Here is a 15731-nt window from a genome sequence, read left to right as displayed (position 1 = left end):
CAATAGCCTTCGGCCAATCCAGTCGTGGTAGGCTTTCGGCATTGTGATGAAAGGAGTGCGTCATGACCGCCGCCGAAATGCTTGAGCGCCTGGTGGGCTTTGCCACCGTTTCGCGTGATTCCAACCTCGACCTGATCGCCTTTGTCGAAGGCTACCTCGACGAGCATGGGGTAGATCATTGGCGGGTGGAGAGTGACGACGGCAGCAAGGCCAACCTGCTGGCACGCATCGGGCCGGAGATGGAAGGCGGCGTGGTGCTGTCGGGCCACACCGATGTGGTGCCGGTCGATGGCCAGCCGTGGTCCACCGACCCGTTCACCCTGATCGACAAGGGCGACGGCAAGCTTTACGGACGTGGCACCTGCGACATGAAGGGCTTCATCGCCTGCGCCCTGGCTGAGTTGCCAAAATGGGTGAACCTGGAACTCAGTGCCCCGCTCTACCTGGCCCTCTCCTACGACGAGGAGGTGGGCTGCATCGGCGCACCACGCATGATCGAAAGATTGATGGCCGACCACCCGCGCCCCGCGGCGGTAATCGTCGGCGAACCCACAATGATGCAGCCGGTGGTGGCGCACAAGGGCGCCACCAACCTGCGCACCACGGTGACCGGCCGCGCCTCCCACTCCAGCCAGGTCGACCAGGGCGTCTCGGCGATCCACGTCGCGGCACGGCTGGTCACCAGGATCGAGGACGTGATGGCCGAGCTACGCGCCGAGGGACGAGTCGACGAGGCCTTCAACGTCGCCCACTCGAGCCTGCACGTGGGCAAAATCGCCGGCGGTACCGCGATCAACATCATGGCCCGCGAGTGCACCTTCGAGTGGGAGATTCGCCACCTGCCCAAGGATCGCTTCGAGGATCTGATCGCCCGGGTGAGCGATTACGCCGCCGAGCTCGAGGCCGAGATGCAACGCCGCGCGCCCGAGACGAGCATCGTCACCGAAGCACTGAACGTTACCGTGCCGGCGCTGGCCGACGACAATAATGCTGAAGTCCTCAATCTATGCCGCGAGCTGCTCGGTGAGCAGCCCAGCGGCGCGGTGGCCTACGCCACCGAGGCCGGTCAGTTCCAGCGCGTGGGGCTACCCACCGTGATCTGCGGCCCCGGCAGCATCCGTCAGGCACATCAACCCGACGAGTACATCGAGATCGAGCAGCTCGCGGCCGGCACCCGCTTCATGCAGGCCTTGGGCCGACGGCTGGCTAGTCGTTAACCGCTAAAGCCTGGCTCGGCCAGCCCGGTGACGCCAGTTTCCAACTGCAACAGGCTGCCGGCCAACGGCCAGCGCGCCTTGCCCTCGGCATCGAGATGCTGGGTGGCGGTGGTAATGTAGAGCGTGCGCAGGTCGGGGCCACCGAAGGCCACCATGGTGGGGTGCGGGCACGGCACCTCGTGCTCCGCCACCAGCTCACCCTTGGGCGAGAAGCGCACCACGCGGCCGCCGTCGTAGAGCGCACTCCAGTAGCACCCTTCGCTGTCCACCGCCGCGCCGTCGGGCACGCCGGGCAGGCCCAGCGCCTCCAGGTCGACCCAGGTCTCTCCCTCCCCCAGCGTGCCGCTGTCGACATCGAAGGGGTAGCGCAGGATGCGCCGAGTCAGCGAGTCGGTGTGGTAGAGCCAGCGCCGGTCGGGGCTGAAAGCAAGCCCGTTTGAGATGCCGATACCCGTCAGCCGCGGCGTCAACTCACCTTTGTCGAAACAGTAGAGCGTCGCCGTGGGGCTCGCCTCGTCGGCGGAGATGGTACCCACCCACAACCGCCCGGCGGCGTCGCAGCGGCCGTCGTTGAAACGATTGCCCTGCCCTGCCTGCCATTCGGCATTGGTCGCCAGCCGTTCGGGCTCGCCGCTCTCGGGCAGACGCACGATGCCCGACGCCGCGGCCGCCACCAGGCCCATATCTGTGAGCGCCACGCAGCCCACCTTCTCATCCAGTTCGATACGTGTCGGCGCACCGCCATCCCGAGGGCGCCAGGCGTAGACATGGCCGTTGTTGATGTCGACCCAGTAGAGCGTCTGGCGCTCCACCGACCACACCGGGCTCTCGCCCAGGCTCATGTCGAGTTCGACCGCGACTTCGATGCTGCCCTCTGGCATGTATCCTCCCTCGTATTTCACGGCTTCCATTGACCTCAATGATTGTCGCGCGGCGGACTCTGGCGTGCCACGTCGCGGTACTTGGGCGCCAACTTGAGGACCATGCCCTGGTCGTGCTGGTCGACCAAGGTGCGCTGGATCTCCTGCCACGGCGTCTGGTGATCGGGGTAGCGGTAGCCGCCCTGCTGCGCCAACCGTTCACGGCGTGCCTGTATCTCGGCATCTTCGATCAGCAGGCGCACCTCCCCGCGGTTCAGGTCGACACGCAGGCGGTCGCCGTCCTCGAGCAGCGCCAGGCCGCCCCCGATGGCTGCCTCGGGGGCAGCGTTGAGGATCGACGGCGAGCCCGAGGTGCCTGACTGGCGACCGTCGCCCAGGCACGGCAGCGACTCGATGCCGCGCTTAATCAGCGCCTCGGGCGGCTGCATATTGACCACCTCTGCGCCGCCCGGATGCCCCACCGGGCCGGCGCCGCGCATCACCAGGATGGTGCGCTCGTCGATGCCGAGCGCAGGGTCGTCGATACGCGCGTGGTAATCCTCCGAGCCGTCGAAGACCACCACCTTGCCCTCGAAGGCATCGGGATCGTCGGGGTTGGAGAGGAAGCGCGCGCGGAAGTCGGTGGAGATCACACTGGTCTTCATCAGCGCCGAGTCGAACAGGTTGCCCTTGAGGTTGAGGAAGCCGGCCTGCTCAACGAGTGGATTGTCGTAGCGGCGGATGACTTCGGGATCCTGCGTCTCGCATCCGGTGCAGTTGTCGGCGAGCGTGCGGCCGTTGACAGTGAGTGCCCCACCGTGGAGCTTGCCGGCGCCGAGCAGCTCGTGGACCAACGCCGGCACACCGCCGGCGCGGTAGAACTCCTCGGAGAGATAGGCCCCGGCGGGCATCACGTTGGCCAGTAGCGGAATGGGGTGGCCCAGCGTCTGCCAGTCGTCATTGCTGATCTCGACGCCGGAGTGACGGGCGATGGCGTTGATATGGATCGGCGCGTTGGAGGAGCCGCCCAGCGCCGAGCACACCACGATGGCGTTCTCGAACGCCTCTCGGACCAGGATGTCGCAGGGGCGCAGGTCCTGCCACACCATGTCGACGATGCGCGCGCCGGTATCGTAGGCGACCATCGAGCGCTCCTTGTAGGGCGCCGGGATCATCGCCGAGCCGGGCAGGCTCATGCCCAGCGCCTCGGCCATCGAATTCATGGTCGAGGCGGTGCCCATGGTGTTGCAATGCCCCACCGAGGGGGCCGAGTCGCTGGCCCGGGCGAGGAACTCGGCGTAGTCGATCTCGCCCGCCGCCAGGCGCTTGCGCAACTCCCAGACGATGGTGCCGGAGCCGACCCGGTCAGCGCCGCGCCAGCCGTTGAGCATCGGCCCGCCCGAGAGCACGATGGCGGGAATATTGACCGTGGCGGCAGCCATCAGGCTCGCCGGTGTGGTCTTGTCGCAGCCGGTGGTGAGCACCACCCCGTCGAGCGGGTAACCGTGCAGCACCTCGACCAGACCCAGGTAGGCCAGGTTGCGATCCAGCGCGGCGGTGGGCCGCCGCGCGTTCTCGTGGATGGGGTGCAGCGGGAATTCGAACGGCACGCCGCCGGCGGCGCGAATGCCGTCCTTGACCCGCTTGACCAGCTCGATGTGGTGGCGGTTGCACGGTGTCAGGTCGGAGCCCGACTGGCAGATACCGATGATCGGCTTGCCGCTGGCAAGTTCTTCCAGGGTGATGCCGTAGTTCATGTAGCGCTCGATGCAGAGCGCCGTGGTGCCCGGGTGGTCGGGGTTGTCGAACCACCAGCGCGAACGCAACTGGTCGGGCGTGATCTTGCGGTCGGTCATGTCGCGATCCTCATGCGAGTCGGCGGTCTTGCCTTGGCCTGGTTGTCCTTGAGGTGCTGATAGTGATACACGAGATAGAGCGGTAGCGTCATTATGTTGCCGGGCGTCTGGAGTGCGCCCGTCGGTCCGAGTCCTTCATCGACAACAACCGCAGGAGCCCCACATGACACTCGAAGGCAAGATGCTGATCGGCCAAAAGGCCGTCAGCGGTAGTTCCCAGCCCATCCATGCCGTCAACCCCGCCACCGGCGAGACCCTCGAGCCCACCTACGCGGGCGGTGGCAAGGCCGAGGTCGAGCGCGCCTGTGAGCTCGCCGAAGCGGCGTTCGGTAGCTATCGCGAGACGTCGCTCGAAGAGCGCGCAACGTTTCTCGAGACGGTCGCCAGCGAGATCGAGGCCATCGGTGACGAACTCATCGAGCGCGCCATCGCCGAGACCGGCCTGCCCCGGGCGCGCCTGGAGGGCGAGCGCGGCCGCACCTGCGGCCAGCTGCGCCTATTCGCTGCCGTGGTGCGCGCCGGCGAGTGGCTCGACGTGCGCCTCGATCCGGCCCTGCCGGAGCGTCAGCCAATGCCGCGCGCCGACCTGCGCCAGCGCCATATCGGCCTGGGCCCGGTGGCGGTGTTCGGCGCCAGCAACTTCCCGCTGGCGTTCTCCGTGGCCGGCGGCGATACCGCCTCGGCACTCGCCGCTGGCTGCCCGGTGATCGTCAAGGGCCACTCCGCCCACCCCGGCACCTCGGAGCTGGTCGGCCGCGCCGTGCAGCGTGCGGTCGACAAGAGCGGCCTGCCCGAAGGCGTCTTCTCGCTGCTGTTCGGCTCGGGCAGCGAGATCGGCCAGGCGCTGGTCGCCGATCCACGCATCCAGGCCGTCGGCTTCACCGGCTCCCGCGGTGGCGGCACGGCGTTGATGAAGACGGCGCAAAGCCGCCCGCAGCCGATCCCGGTCTACGCCGAGATGAGCTCGATCAACCCGGTGTTCCTGCTGCCGGAAGCCCTCAGGGCACGCGGCGCCCAGATCGCTGAGGGCTTCGTCGCCTCGCTCAATATGGGCGCCGGGCAGTTCTGCACCAACCCGGGCCTGGTCATCGCGGTGAAGGGCCCCGAGCTCGACGCCTTCGTCGAGGCGGCGGGCGACGCCGTGAAACAGAGTGGCGCCCAGACCATGCTCACCCCGGGCATCCATACGGCATATGAGCAGGGTGTGGGTCGGCTGGTGTCGAACTCGAAAGTCAGGGAAGTCGCCCGCGGCCAGGCCGGCGAATCCGCTCATCCGTGCCTGGCGGGGCTGTTCGTTACTGCGGCGCAGGATTTCCTCGCGGATACCGAGCTGCAGGAGGAAGTGTTCGGTTCCACCTCGCTGGTGATCGAATGCACCGACCTGGAGGAAGTGAAGCGCGTGACCGGCCAGCTCGAAGGCCAGCTCACCGCCACCCTGCAGATGGACGACGGCGACCTGGACGCAGCCAAACAGCTGCTGCCGATTCTCGAGCGCAAGGCGGGCCGGATACTGGCCAACGGCTGGCCCACCGGGGTCGAGGTATGCCACGCCATGGTCCACGGCGGCCCCTACCCAGCCACGTCCGACTCGCGCACCACTTCGGTGGGCAGCGCGGCGATCTTCCGCTTCCTGCGCCCGGTGTGCTACCAGGCGCTGCCGCAGGAGCTGCTGCCGGAGCCGCTGCGTGACGGCAACCCCTGGGGTGTGTCACGGTTGGTCGATGGCAAACGCGAGGCTTGAGACGTGAACGACAACAAGACGACCGTTTACCTTCCCCAGGACGCGGAGCAGGCCCTGCTGGTGGGCCGTGCATGGCGAGACGACGGCCCGGCCCTGGTGGTGGTGCGCCGAGGGGAGGTGACCGACATCTCCTCCCAGTGCGACTGCATGGCCGACCTGCTCGACCGCAACGATGCCGCCGACTTCGCCCGAGGCGTGGAAGGCGAATCGCTCGGCCCCGTCGCGACCCTACTGGAGAACTCCCTGGCCGAACCGCAGCGACTGCCCTACCTGCTCGCGCCCTGCGACGTGCAGGCGATCAAGGCCTGCGGCGTGACCTTCGCCGTGAGCCTGCTGGAGCGGGTGATCGAGGAGCAGGCCGGCGGTGATGCCACCAAGGCCAGCCTGTTGCGTAGCGAGCTCAACGAGGTGATCGGCCAGGACCTGTCGCGCATCGCACCGGGGTCCGACGAGGCCATGGCGCTCAAGGCGGCACTCCAGGCCCGCGGCGCCTGGTCGCAGTACATGGAGGTGGGCCTGGGGCCCGACGCCGAGGTGTTCACCAAGGCACAACCCTTCTCCTCGGTAGGCTTTGGTGCCCGTGTCGGCCTGCATCCGGCATCGAAATGGAACAACCCCGAGCCCGAAATCGTATTGGCGGTGGATGCCCAGGGCGAACCCAAGGGCGCCACGCTGGGCAATGACGTCAACCTGCGCGACGTCGAGGGCCGCAGCGCCCTGCTGCTGGGCAAGGCCAAGGACAACAATGCTTCTTGCGCCATCGGACCGTTCATTCGCCTGTTCGACGAGCACTTCACGCTGGACAGCGTGCGCCAGGCACATGTCACGCTGCGCATTGAGGGCGAGGACGACGGCTTCCTGCTCGAAGGCGAGAGCGACATGCGCGAGATCAGCCGCGACCCGCTGGATCTGGTGCGCCAGACCGTCGGCGCGCACCACCAGTACCCCGACGGATTCATGCTGTTCCTCGGCACCATGTTCTCGCCGATCCAGGACCGCGACGGCGAGGGCCAGGGCTTTACCCACCATATCGGCGACAGCGTCACCATCGCCACCCCGGCGCTGGGCGCGCTGGTCAATCGCGTCGACCGATCCGATAAGCTGCCGCCGTGGACCTTCGGCATACGCCAGTGGCGAGCCCATCGCCACTAGATCGCTTTAATAGCAATGCTGCATAGGGCGATTCAAGGATCGCCCGATGCGTTGGCCACTCGAATCACTCGTGAAAGGCTTCGGTCGTCTCGCGCCACCCCAATAGGCAGGCATCTGCCACATGACGCAATGGCGCCAGGTCCACCTCCGAGCCCCCGCTGCGAATCAGCTCGGCAAAACGTGCATAGAGCCCGGGGTATTCGCGCTCATCGGCATCGAGAACACACTGCCCGGCGACTTCCAGCCGGCGTCCGCCCTGGGACAGGCTTAGGCGACCGCAATCGGTCTCGACATGTATGCTCCAGGTCGGCGGGCCGGACTGGCGGAAATCGAAGTTAGCCACAATCGGTGTCGCCAAGGCGTCGCTGAAGTCCAGCCGGGCCGCAATCGGCGCTTGACAATTGCAAGGTATCCACAGCCGAGCAACCCGTAGGAAGAAGGCGTGCGGAAGTATTTCGGTGATGATCGACAATGCATTGATGCCCGGGTCGAAAACGCCCATTCCGGCCGGCTCCCAGATCCAAGCCTGACCGGGGTGCCATACACGGACATCTTCTTTCCAATCGATCTCGACTCGCTGCACCTGACGCTCACGCAACCACTCGCGCGCATCCGCCACGCCCGGGGCGAAGCGCGAATGCCAGGCGGCGAACAAGGTGCAGCCCTGGCGCTCTGCCAACAACGCTAAATCTTCGACTTCACTCAGCGTCGCGCCCGGCGGTTTCTCCAGCAGCACGTGTTTGCCCTGCTCAAGGGCCAGATGAGCCTGCGAGTAGCGCAGGCTGGTGGGCGTACAGATGGCCACCGCATCAATCTCCGGATGCGCCGCAAGCATATCATCCAAGGCTGCGTAGCCGGGCACAGATTCGTGGAGTGAATGCGGATCGGCACTGGCAACCAAACGAAATTCGTCACTTTCGGCTAAAGCCGGTTGATGCTGGTCGCGAGCGATCTTGCCGAAGCCGACAAGCCCCAAGTTTATGAAGGACATTACACTTCCTTTTTCGCCCTTTGCTGGAATGAGCCACCATGCCGGCTTGGTAACAAGTCATCAAGTGAGCGCCGGTCAGGCGCTGCTCGCCATGCCTGGCGCACAAACAAAAAAGCCCAGCCCGGTTTCCCGGTCTGGGCCTTGTCTTCTTTCAGCGTTCGCCGCTAGCGGCGAACGGAGCGCTTAAGCGCTGGTGCGGCGACGCACCGGTGCATCACCGTCTTCGCGGCGACGGCGCGGAGCACGCTCGGGGGCACCGCCGTCCTCGCTGATCTCCAGCGGGCGGCCAGCGACGCGGGCACGCGCCATCTTGGCCAGGATGCTCGGCGGAAGCGAACTCGGCAGTTCCACCACCGAGAAGGCGTTGCGGATATCGATACGGCCGATCCGCGAACCTTCGATGCCACCCTCGTTGGCCAACGCGCCGACCAGTTGGCCCGGCTTTACGCCATCCTTGTGGCCGACGGCAACGCGGTAGCGGGTCATGCCTTCGCTCGGGCCGCGGCTGTCACGCTCACGACGCGGCGGCTTGCCGTCACGCGATGCACGCTCACCACCACGCTCGACACGCTCCTTGCGCGGCGCCTGCAGGCGACCGATGGGCGCTTCGTCGGCACGCGCCAGGGCGGCAAAGGCACAGGCCAGCTCCACCGGATCGTGACCTTCCGCCACCAGGCGCTCGACCAGTGCGCGCTGCTCGTCGGCACCGCCGGTCAGGCTGCCGATGATGCGCTGATGGAATACTTCGTCACGATGAGCGCGAATGGCGGCCTCGTCGGGCACTTCCATTTCGCTGAGCTTCTGGCCGGTGGCCTGCTCGATCCAGCCCACCTTGCGGCCTTCGCGGAAGCCGACGAAGGTGATCGAGATACCGGTACGCCCGGCCCGGCCGGTACGGCCGATACGGTGGGTGTAGGCCTCGGCATCCTGGGGCAGGTCATAGTTGAAGACGTGGGTGATGCGCGGCACGTCGAGGCCGCGGGCGGCCACGTCGGTGGCGATCAGCACGTCGACCTTGCCGCGCTTGAGACGCTGAATGGTGCGCTCGCGCAGGCTCTGGTCGAGGTCGCCCGAGAGGCTGGCCACGTTCACGCCACGCGCGGAGAGCTGCTCCATCAATGTGGTACAGGCAGCCCGGGTGCGCACGAAGACGATGGCAGCATCCACCGCCTCGACCTCGAGGATGCGCGACAGCGCCTCCAGCTTGGCGCCGCCGTCGACGCGCACCAGGCGCTGCTCAATATTCTCGCCGGTGGTGGTGCGCGACTCGATCGCGACCTTGACCGGGTCGACCAGGTAGCGGTTGACGATGCGCTCGATCTCGGTCGGCAGGGTGGCGGAGAAGAACACCCGCTGAGCTTCCTTGGGGGTATCGGCGACGACACGCTTGACGTCGTCGATGAAGCCCATGCGCAGCATCTCGTCGGCTTCGTCCAGCACCAGGGCGGAGAGACCGTCGAGCTTGAGGCTGCCACGGTCGAGGTGATCGATCACCCGGCCCGGCGTGCCCACCACCACCTGTGCGCCACGCTTCAGCGCACCCAGCTGTTCACGATATTCCTGGCCACCGCACAGAGTGGCGACTTCCAGACCCTGCAGGTTCTGGCCGTACTTGCTGAAAGAGACGGCCACCTGCTGGGCCAGTTCACGAGTAGGCGCCAGCACCAGCACCTGGGGCTCGCGGCGAGTCAGCTCGAGCCGCGACAGCAGCGGCAAGGCGAATGCCGCGGTCTTGCCGGTACCGGTCTGGGCCTGGCCCAGCATGTCACGCCCTTCCAGCAGTGCCGGAATGGTCTGTGTCTGAATCGGAGATGGAGTTTCGTAACCCAGTGTTTCGACAGCGGCGAGAACGGCAGGCAGCAGAGCAAGATCGCCGAAGCTCGGCGAAGCGACAGAAGTCGAGGTCATCAATCACACCTTGGTAGGCCGGCACTCGCCGGCAAATCACATTGAGGCATCCCCGACACAGCACATTGGCAGGTCGGTGGCTCTGTCATCACGGGCATAAGCAGCCTGGACAGAACGGATCACGTTATCGTGGGATGCCGGTCGCACCTGGCATCCGGTTCGCGCCATCGGGCGGAACCGCTGTGGCGACCTTTTTGCGCCGATGTCGCCCGGTTGGCGGCATCCTGCGGCGCTCCATCTTCACATCTCGGACGTTGCAGCGTTAGCTGTCGGTCTCGGTGATTGCCTCTCGTATGCGTGGCATACGGAGCGAATCGTCATGATGGCGGGGTCAACACATGCGAGGAGCGCGCATGCTACCATCGATACTGGTTCCATGACCAGTACTTTCAACGCTACGATCACACAATCAAGAATTCTTCCGCGAGGAGCCTGCCCGAATGCCCACGCTATGGGTCGATGCCGACGCCTGCCCCAAGGTCGCGCGCGAGATCATCGTACGCGCCGCCGAGCGCACCACCACGCCGACCTGGTTCGTCGCCAATCATGCCATCCCCCTGCCGCCCTCGAAGTGGGTCAAGTCGCTGTCGGTGAGCCACGGCTTCGATGCCGCCGACAACGAAATCGTGGCGCGCCTCGAAACGGGCGATCTGCTGATCAGCTCCGACCTGCCACTGGCTCTCGAGGCCATCGACAAGGGTGCGGCGGTGATGACCACCCGCGGCGAGATCCTCGACAGGAACAATATTCGCGCCCGCGTCCAGATGAGGGATTTCATGGAAACGCTGCGCTCCAGCGGCGAGCACACCGGCGGCCCCAAGGGCTACAGCGATGCCGACCGGCGCGAGTTCGCCAATGCGCTGGACCGGTGGCTGGCCAAACAGCGGCAATAGACCGTCGCTCAAGCCGCCGGGCGACCGGTACTCTTGCGCACGATGAGCTGCGTGCTCAGGATCTGTCGTCGCACCACGGCCTCCCCCGCCAGCAGGCTCAGCAACATGCGCATCGCCTGTTGGCCGATCTCGTGACGGGGCTGGCTGACGGTCGTCAGCTCCGGCTCGCAGTACTCGCTGAAGCCGATGTTGTCGAAACCCACTACCGAGAGCGCCTCGGGTACGCGAATGCCGAGCTGACGGGCTGCCTTGAGCACGCCGATGGCCATCTCGTCGCTATGACAGAAGATCGCACTGGGCCGCGGCTCAGTGCAATCGAGCAGCGTCATCCCCTGCTGGTAGCCCGAACGAAAGCCGAAGTCGCCTTCCACCACGCGTGCCGAGCTCGACAGCCCCCGGGCGGCCAGCGTGTCGTGGTACCCGCGGGTGCGCTCGCGGCAGATGGGGTTGCCGACAGGGCCTGAGACCGAGGCGATGCGCGCATGACCCAGCGAGACCAGGTAGTCGATGGCATGCGCCGTGGCCTGATAGTTGTCGATGGCGACGGTTGGCAGGTCGACGTCGGAGAAGAATTCGCAGGCCATGACCAGCGGCGCATCTGCGCGGGCGTCGGCGTGGCGGACCAGCGCACGGGGAATGTCGGACGTCAGCAGGATGATGCCGTCGGCCTGGTTGGTCGGCAGCAGATTGAAGTAGGCCTCGGCCCTGGCCGGGTCGCGCTCGCAGTCGCCGATCAGCACTTGGTAGCCGGCTTGGTGAGCCACCTCCTCCATGCCGTTGATGATCTCGGAGAAGAAGGGATTAGAGATGTCGGGCAACAGCGTGACGATCGTTCGCGACTCGGCGCGGCGCAGGTTGCGTGCCGCCACGTTGGGAACGTAACCCACTTCGGCGATGGCATGCGCCACACGCTGCCGGGTGGCCTCGGATACCTTTTCCGGGTTGGCCAGTGCCCGCGATACGGTGGCCGTGGAGCAGCCTGCCGCCAAAGCGACGTCCTTGATGGTAGGCATGGATTGTGTTCGCTTTGAAAGAGTTATCTTGGGGAGCGTCTGCTTGGCTCTTGGCATGACGTGGTCATCCCGCCGCGGTAACGCCGTGGCCGGCACCGCCCCGCCACGCACGCTTTATTGTGAGTTGCCCATCGTCAGAATGTAAAGCTTTACACAAAAGCGTAGAAATCGTGCGATCAAAGCGCCTCGCCATTCCTCAGCATGAGCGGCTCGAGCCAACCCTCTTTAGTCTAATACGCGCTACGTTCATGCCAAGAATCACCAAGCCATGAGGCCCGCAGACAACGGGTTTCCTGAGTTTCCTCGGCTACCTTTCACCGCCTCGAACCCCCTCGTCAACAGCTTGACCCTTGTTGACCTTGCTGCTGCAATGTAATCCATTACATCAAACAGACATCAAATGGGCTTCCCGCCCGCGCCGATAACAGCGACAAGCGAGGTGCTCGATGAAGACCATCAAGGGGCCGGCCCTGTTCCTGGCCCAGTACGCCGGCGACGAGCCCCCCTTCGATAGCCTGGAAGCCATCGCCCAATGGGCTTCGAAGCTGGGCTTCGAAGGCGTGCAGATCCCCTCATGGGACAAGCGCCTGTTCGACCTTGAGCGCGCCGCCGAGAGCCAGCCGTACTGCCAGGAAATCCAGGCCATGCTGGCCGTGCACGGCCTGGTCATCACCGAACTCTCCGCCCACCTGCAGGGGCAACTGGTGGCGGTACATCCGGTCTATGACAGCCTGTTCGACGGCTTCGCACCGGCCGAGCTTCACGGAAACCCCGAGGCGCGCCAGGCCTGGGCCGTGAATCAGCTCGAGCTCGCCGCACGGGCCAGCGCCAACCTGGGGCTGAGTGCGCTGGCTACCTTCTCCGGTGCGCTGCTGTGGCCCTTTCTCTATCCCTTTCCGCAGCGACCCGCAGGTCTGGTGGAGGAAGGTTTCGCCGAACTGGCCAGGCGCTGGAAGCCGATTCTCGACGTCTGCGACAGCGAGGGCGTCGACCTTTGCTTCGAGATCCACCCCGGCGAGGACCTACACGACGGCATTACCTTCGAGCGCTTCCTCGCCGCCGTCGACGAGCATCCGCGCTGCTGCATCCTCTACGATCCGTCGCACATGGTTCTGCAACAACTCGACTACCTGGCCTTCCTCGACCGCTACCACCCGCGCATCCGCATGTTCCACGTCAAGGATGCCGAGTTCCATCCCTCCGCCCAGCAGGGCGTCTACGGCGGTTACAGCTCCTGGGTGGAACGCGCCGGGCGCTTCCGCTCGCTGGGCGACGGCCAGGTCGATTTCAAGGGCATCTTTTCGCGCCTGGCGCAGTACGACTTCCCGGGCTGGGCGGTGATCGAATGGGAGTGCGCCCTCAAGCATCCCGAGCAGGGTGCCATCGAGGGCGCCCACTTCGTGGCCGAACACATCATCCGCGTGACCGACCGCGCCTTCGACGACTTCGCCGACGCCGGCACCGACCGCCAAGCCAATCGCGCCCTGCTGGGGCTCGACTGACCCTGAGGAGACCCGACATGAACGCAACACCACGCCAAGAGACGCCGCGGCGCCTGCGGCTGGCCATGGTCGGTGGCGGCCAGGGAGCGCTGATCGGCGGCGTGCATCGCATCGCCGCGCGCATGGACGATCGCTACGAGCTGGTACCGGGGCTTTCTCGTCACAGGCCGAACGCAACCGGGCTACGGCCCGTGAGCTGGGCGTGGCCGAGGCGCGCTGCTATACCGACTACCAGGCACTGCTTGCCGGCGAGGCCGAGCACGAAGACGGCGCCGAGGTCCTCTCCATCGTCACGCCCAACCACCTGCACTTTGCGGCGGCACTCGCCTGCCTGAAGGCGGGTATTCATGTGATCTGCGAAAAGCCGATGAGGCTGAGCGTCGACGAGGCACAGCGTCTGGCCGAGGCGGTCGAGGCCAGCGGTAAGCGCTTTGTGCTGGCGCACACCTACGTCGGTTATCCGCTGGTCCAGCATGCTCGCGAGCTGGTAGCGCGTCAGCGAAGTCAGCGCCGAGCTGTTCAACGCCGTGGCGGGGCGTCAACTCGACGAGTCCGCCGCTCCCGGTGGGAGCGGCGGACCCCGTCATTTTTTCTCGCGAATCCCCTGCCCCGGCAGTCGCTCGCGGTCGTGAGAGCGCTCGAAGTCCAGCAGCGGCCCTCCAGGCACGATGCGCGTGGGGTTGATGGCGTCATGGCTGTAATAGTAGTGACGCTTGATGTGCTCGAGGTTCACCGTCTCGGCCACGCCCGGCCACTGGTACAGCTCGCGCAGGTAGTTAGATAGGTTGGGGTAGTCCTCGATGCGCCTGAAGTTGCATTTGAAGTGGCCGTAGTAGACGGCATCGAAGCGCACCAGGGTGGAAAACAGCCGCACATCGGCTTCGGTCAGCCACTCGCCGGCCAGGTAGCGGTTCTCGGCCAGGCGCGCCTCGACCCGGTCCAGCGCCTCGAACAGCGCCTTGACGTGCTTGTCGTAGACCGCCTGCTCGGTGGCGAAGCCCGACTTATAGACGCCGTTGTTGATGTGCTCGTAGACGTCCTCGTTGACCGCATTGATGGTCTCGCGCAGGTCCGCAGGGTAGAAGTCGGACCGGTTTCCTGTCACCTCGTCGAAGGCGTCGTTGAGGATGCGTACCAGCTCGGCCGATTCGTTATTGACGATGCGCCCTTCCTGCTTGTCCCACAATACCGGCACCGTGACGCGTCCGGTGTAGTGTCGATCGGTCAGGGTATAGAGTTCGCGGTGGTACTCGACGCCGTTGACCGGATCGCCGCTGGCACCTTCGTCCTCGTGGTAGGTCCAGCCCTGATCGAGCATCAGCGGGCTGACGTGGGAGACACCGATGACATTCTCGAGGCCCTTCAGCTTGCGCATGATCAGGGTACGGTGCGCCCAGGGGCAGGCCAGCGACACATAGAGGTGGAAACGCCCCGCTTCCGCCGGCACGGCGCGTTGTCCGTCGGGCCCCGGGCCACCGTCACGCGTCACCCAGTCGTGCAGCTTGGAAGATTCGCGTACGAACTCGCCGCCATGCTTCTTGGTGTCGTACCACTGGTCGTGCCATTTGCCGTCGATCAACAGGCCCATTGCGTTCTCCATAAAGCGTCATTTGGCTAATGAGAGTAACGCCTCCTGCTCATCGCTCAAGCGCAGTTTTTCCGCCTCTACCATCGAAAAAAGCGAACGATCACATATGCCTCGGGCAGGTACTCGCTACTGCTTCGTGTAATGCGCGGGCCATGGCGTGAGTCGCGGGGCCCGCGCGGTCGCGGTCGCGAAAGATCATCTGCATGGGTACCTCCCGGATACCGCCGGCCGAGAGCCGTAGCGGGCGCATCAAGCCATTTTCCAAGTCGTTGTGTATGCGCGTTTCGGGTAGCCAGGCAAACCCCAGGCAGCGTCGGACCATGTCGATGGAGGTTTCGAGATGGCTGACCGTCCAGCGCTGCTCCGCCTTGAGCCAGCCGGCATCCATCGACTGACGCAGCGCCGAGTCGCGTACTACCAGTTGGCGATGGCGCTGCAGGTCACGTAGGTCGAGCTCGCGATCGAGTGCGTGCAGCTCATGGTCGCGGTGGGCCACGGCAATGAAGTGGACCGACACCAGCGGCTCGCCGAGAAAGCCCTGCGCTGCCAGCCCCGAAACGGCCAGATCCGCACGGCCGTCGTAGAGCATCTCGATGCCACCGTTGAGCACGGTTTCATGGAGCTGTACGCGAACGTAAGGGTATTCAGCGGAGAAAAGGCTCAACGCTGCTGCCAAGGCAGCGGTGGGAAAGATCTGGTCGACCGACAGGACCACTTCGGCCTCGAGGCCCTCGGCGAGGCGGCCGGCAACGTCTTCCAGCGCCTCGGCGCTCTCGATCAACTGGCGCGCCCGGCGCAGCATCATCTCGCCGGCCTCGGTCAGGCGCACCTGGCGCCCCACCGGCTCCAGCACTCTGACGCCGAGCTGCTCCTCGAGCTTGTGCACGGCATGGTTGAGGGTGGAAGGGCTCTTGTGAACCGCCTCGGCGGCGCGAGCAAAGCCGCCGTGATCGACGACCGCCGCGAGCATCTGCCACTGGGCCAGGGTGACGCGGGACATATTCGAATTC

Annotated in this window: 12 protein-coding genes and 1 pseudogene; 6 read left to right on the top strand and 7 right to left on the bottom strand. The window is 65.6% G+C overall.

From position 1 onward, the window contains the following. Positions 1-62 precede the first annotated feature (62 nt). Positions 63-1217: an acetylornithine deacetylase gene (argE, locus tag HNO52_RS06095; RefSeq protein ID WP_197568289.1), complete on the top strand. Its 1155-nt coding sequence runs from the start codon at positions 63-65 to the stop codon at positions 1215-1217. Here the strand turns inward: argE and HNO52_RS06090 are convergent. Beyond that, positions 1214-2098 carry an SMP-30/gluconolactonase/LRE family protein gene (locus HNO52_RS06090; RefSeq protein WP_197568288.1) on the bottom strand — a complete coding sequence of 295 codons (885 nt, stop codon included), beginning with the start codon at positions 2096-2098 and terminating at the stop codon, positions 1214-1216. The genes argE and HNO52_RS06090 overlap by 4 nt on opposite strands. Positions 2099-2133: 35 nt before the next feature. Then, positions 2134-3933 (bottom strand): IlvD/Edd family dehydratase, encoded by a 1800-nt coding sequence (locus HNO52_RS06085; protein WP_197568287.1) that lies wholly within the window; start codon positions 3931-3933, stop codon positions 2134-2136. A 163-nt stretch (positions 3934-4096) separates the two neighbouring features. Between HNO52_RS06085 and HNO52_RS06080 the strand changes: the two genes are divergently transcribed. Then, entirely contained in the window at positions 4097-5674 is a 1578-nt protein-coding gene (locus HNO52_RS06080; protein ID WP_197568286.1) for an aldehyde dehydrogenase (NADP(+)), read from the top strand. A gap of 3 nt (positions 5675-5677) precedes the next feature. After that, a complete protein-coding gene (locus HNO52_RS06075) occupies positions 5678-6826 on the top strand; it encodes a fumarylacetoacetate hydrolase family protein (protein WP_197568285.1) in 1149 nt (382 codons plus the stop codon). A 64-nt stretch (positions 6827-6890) separates the two neighbouring features. On the opposite strand, the gene HNO52_RS06070 is transcribed toward HNO52_RS06075, so the two are convergent. Both HNO52_RS06070 and HNO52_RS06065 read right to left on the bottom strand, forming a co-directional pair. After that, positions 6891-7817, bottom strand: coding sequence for a Gfo/Idh/MocA family protein (locus HNO52_RS06070; protein ID WP_197568284.1), 927 nt, complete (start codon positions 7815-7817; stop codon positions 6891-6893). Positions 7818-8000: 183 nt separating this feature from the next. Further along, positions 8001-9725 (bottom strand): DEAD/DEAH box helicase, encoded by a 1725-nt coding sequence (locus tag HNO52_RS06065; protein WP_197568283.1) that lies wholly within the window; start codon positions 9723-9725, stop codon positions 8001-8003. A gap of 440 nt (positions 9726-10165) precedes the next feature. Here HNO52_RS06065 and HNO52_RS06060 point away from each other — a divergent pair, with 440 nt between their 5' ends. After that, positions 10166-10618: a YaiI/YqxD family protein gene (locus HNO52_RS06060; protein WP_197568282.1), complete on the top strand. Its 453-nt coding sequence runs from the start codon at positions 10166-10168 to the stop codon at positions 10616-10618. Positions 10619-10626: 8 nt separating this feature from the next. Here HNO52_RS06060 and HNO52_RS06055 read toward each other — a convergent pair whose 3' ends face one another. Next, positions 10627-11631 carry a LacI family DNA-binding transcriptional regulator gene (locus HNO52_RS06055; protein WP_197568281.1) on the bottom strand — a complete coding sequence of 335 codons (1005 nt, stop codon included), beginning with the start codon at positions 11629-11631 and terminating at the stop codon, positions 10627-10629. A gap of 446 nt (positions 11632-12077) precedes the next feature. On the opposite strand from HNO52_RS06055, the gene HNO52_RS06050 reads away from it, so the two are divergent. Continuing rightward, on the top strand, positions 12078-13133 hold the full coding sequence (locus tag HNO52_RS06050; protein ID WP_197568280.1) for a sugar phosphate isomerase/epimerase family protein: 1056 nt from the start codon (positions 12078-12080) through the stop codon (positions 13131-13133). Beyond that, a pseudogene (locus tag HNO52_RS06045) lies at positions 13108-13515 on the top strand (Gfo/Idh/MocA family oxidoreductase); the annotation flags it as partial. The gene HNO52_RS06050 and the pseudogene HNO52_RS06045, both read left to right, overlap by 26 nt. A gap of 201 nt (positions 13516-13716) precedes the next feature. Here the strand turns inward: HNO52_RS06045 and HNO52_RS06040 are convergent. Continuing rightward, the gene (locus tag HNO52_RS06040) at positions 13717-14721 is read right to left on the bottom strand and encodes a glutathione S-transferase family protein (protein WP_197568279.1); all 1005 of its coding nucleotides are present in this window, start codon (positions 14719-14721) and stop codon (positions 13717-13719) included. A gap of 100 nt (positions 14722-14821) precedes the next feature. Further along, positions 14822-15721, bottom strand: coding sequence for a LysR family transcriptional regulator (locus tag HNO52_RS06035; RefSeq protein WP_197568278.1), 900 nt, complete (start codon positions 15719-15721; stop codon positions 14822-14824). Positions 15722-15731: the final 10 nt, after the last annotated feature.

Origin of the sequence: Halomonas sp. MCCC 1A13316 (genome assembly GCF_014931605.1) — a bacterium.
Lineage (GTDB): Bacteria > Pseudomonadota > Gammaproteobacteria > Pseudomonadales > Halomonadaceae > Halomonas.
The sequence above is the reverse complement of the archived record's forward strand: the minus strand, read 5'-3'. Positions and strand labels throughout refer to the sequence as shown.

What these genes read in the sequence shown, in the direction of transcription:
- HNO52_RS06090 (WP_197568288.1), bottom strand. Translation starts at nt 2,098, where the DNA reads ATGCCAGAGGGCAGCATCGAAGTCGCGGTCGAACTCGACATGAGCCTG.
- HNO52_RS06050 (WP_197568280.1), top strand. Translation starts at nt 12,078, where the DNA reads ATGAAGACCATCAAGGGGCCGGCCCTGTTCCTGGCCCAGTACGCCGGC.
- HNO52_RS06035 (WP_197568278.1), bottom strand. Translation starts at nt 15,721, where the DNA reads ATGTCCCGCGTCACCCTGGCCCAGTGGCAGATGCTCGCGGCGGTCGTC.
- HNO52_RS06060 (WP_197568282.1), top strand. Translation starts at nt 10,166, where the DNA reads ATGCCCACGCTATGGGTCGATGCCGACGCCTGCCCCAAGGTCGCGCGC.
- HNO52_RS06070 (WP_197568284.1), bottom strand. Translation starts at nt 7,817, where the DNA reads ATGTCCTTCATAAACTTGGGGCTTGTCGGCTTCGGCAAGATCGCTCGC.
- argE (WP_197568289.1), top strand. Translation starts at nt 63, where the DNA reads ATGACCGCCGCCGAAATGCTTGAGCGCCTGGTGGGCTTTGCCACCGTT.
- HNO52_RS06055 (WP_197568281.1), bottom strand. Translation starts at nt 11,631, where the DNA reads ATGCCTACCATCAAGGACGTCGCTTTGGCGGCAGGCTGCTCCACGGCC.
- HNO52_RS06065 (WP_197568283.1), bottom strand. Translation starts at nt 9,725, where the DNA reads ATGACCTCGACTTCTGTCGCTTCGCCGAGCTTCGGCGATCTTGCTCTG.
- HNO52_RS06040 (WP_197568279.1), bottom strand. Translation starts at nt 14,721, where the DNA reads ATGGGCCTGTTGATCGACGGCAAATGGCACGACCAGTGGTACGACACC.
- HNO52_RS06080 (WP_197568286.1), top strand. Translation starts at nt 4,097, where the DNA reads ATGACACTCGAAGGCAAGATGCTGATCGGCCAAAAGGCCGTCAGCGGT.
- HNO52_RS06085 (WP_197568287.1), bottom strand. Translation starts at nt 3,933, where the DNA reads ATGACCGACCGCAAGATCACGCCCGACCAGTTGCGTTCGCGCTGGTGG.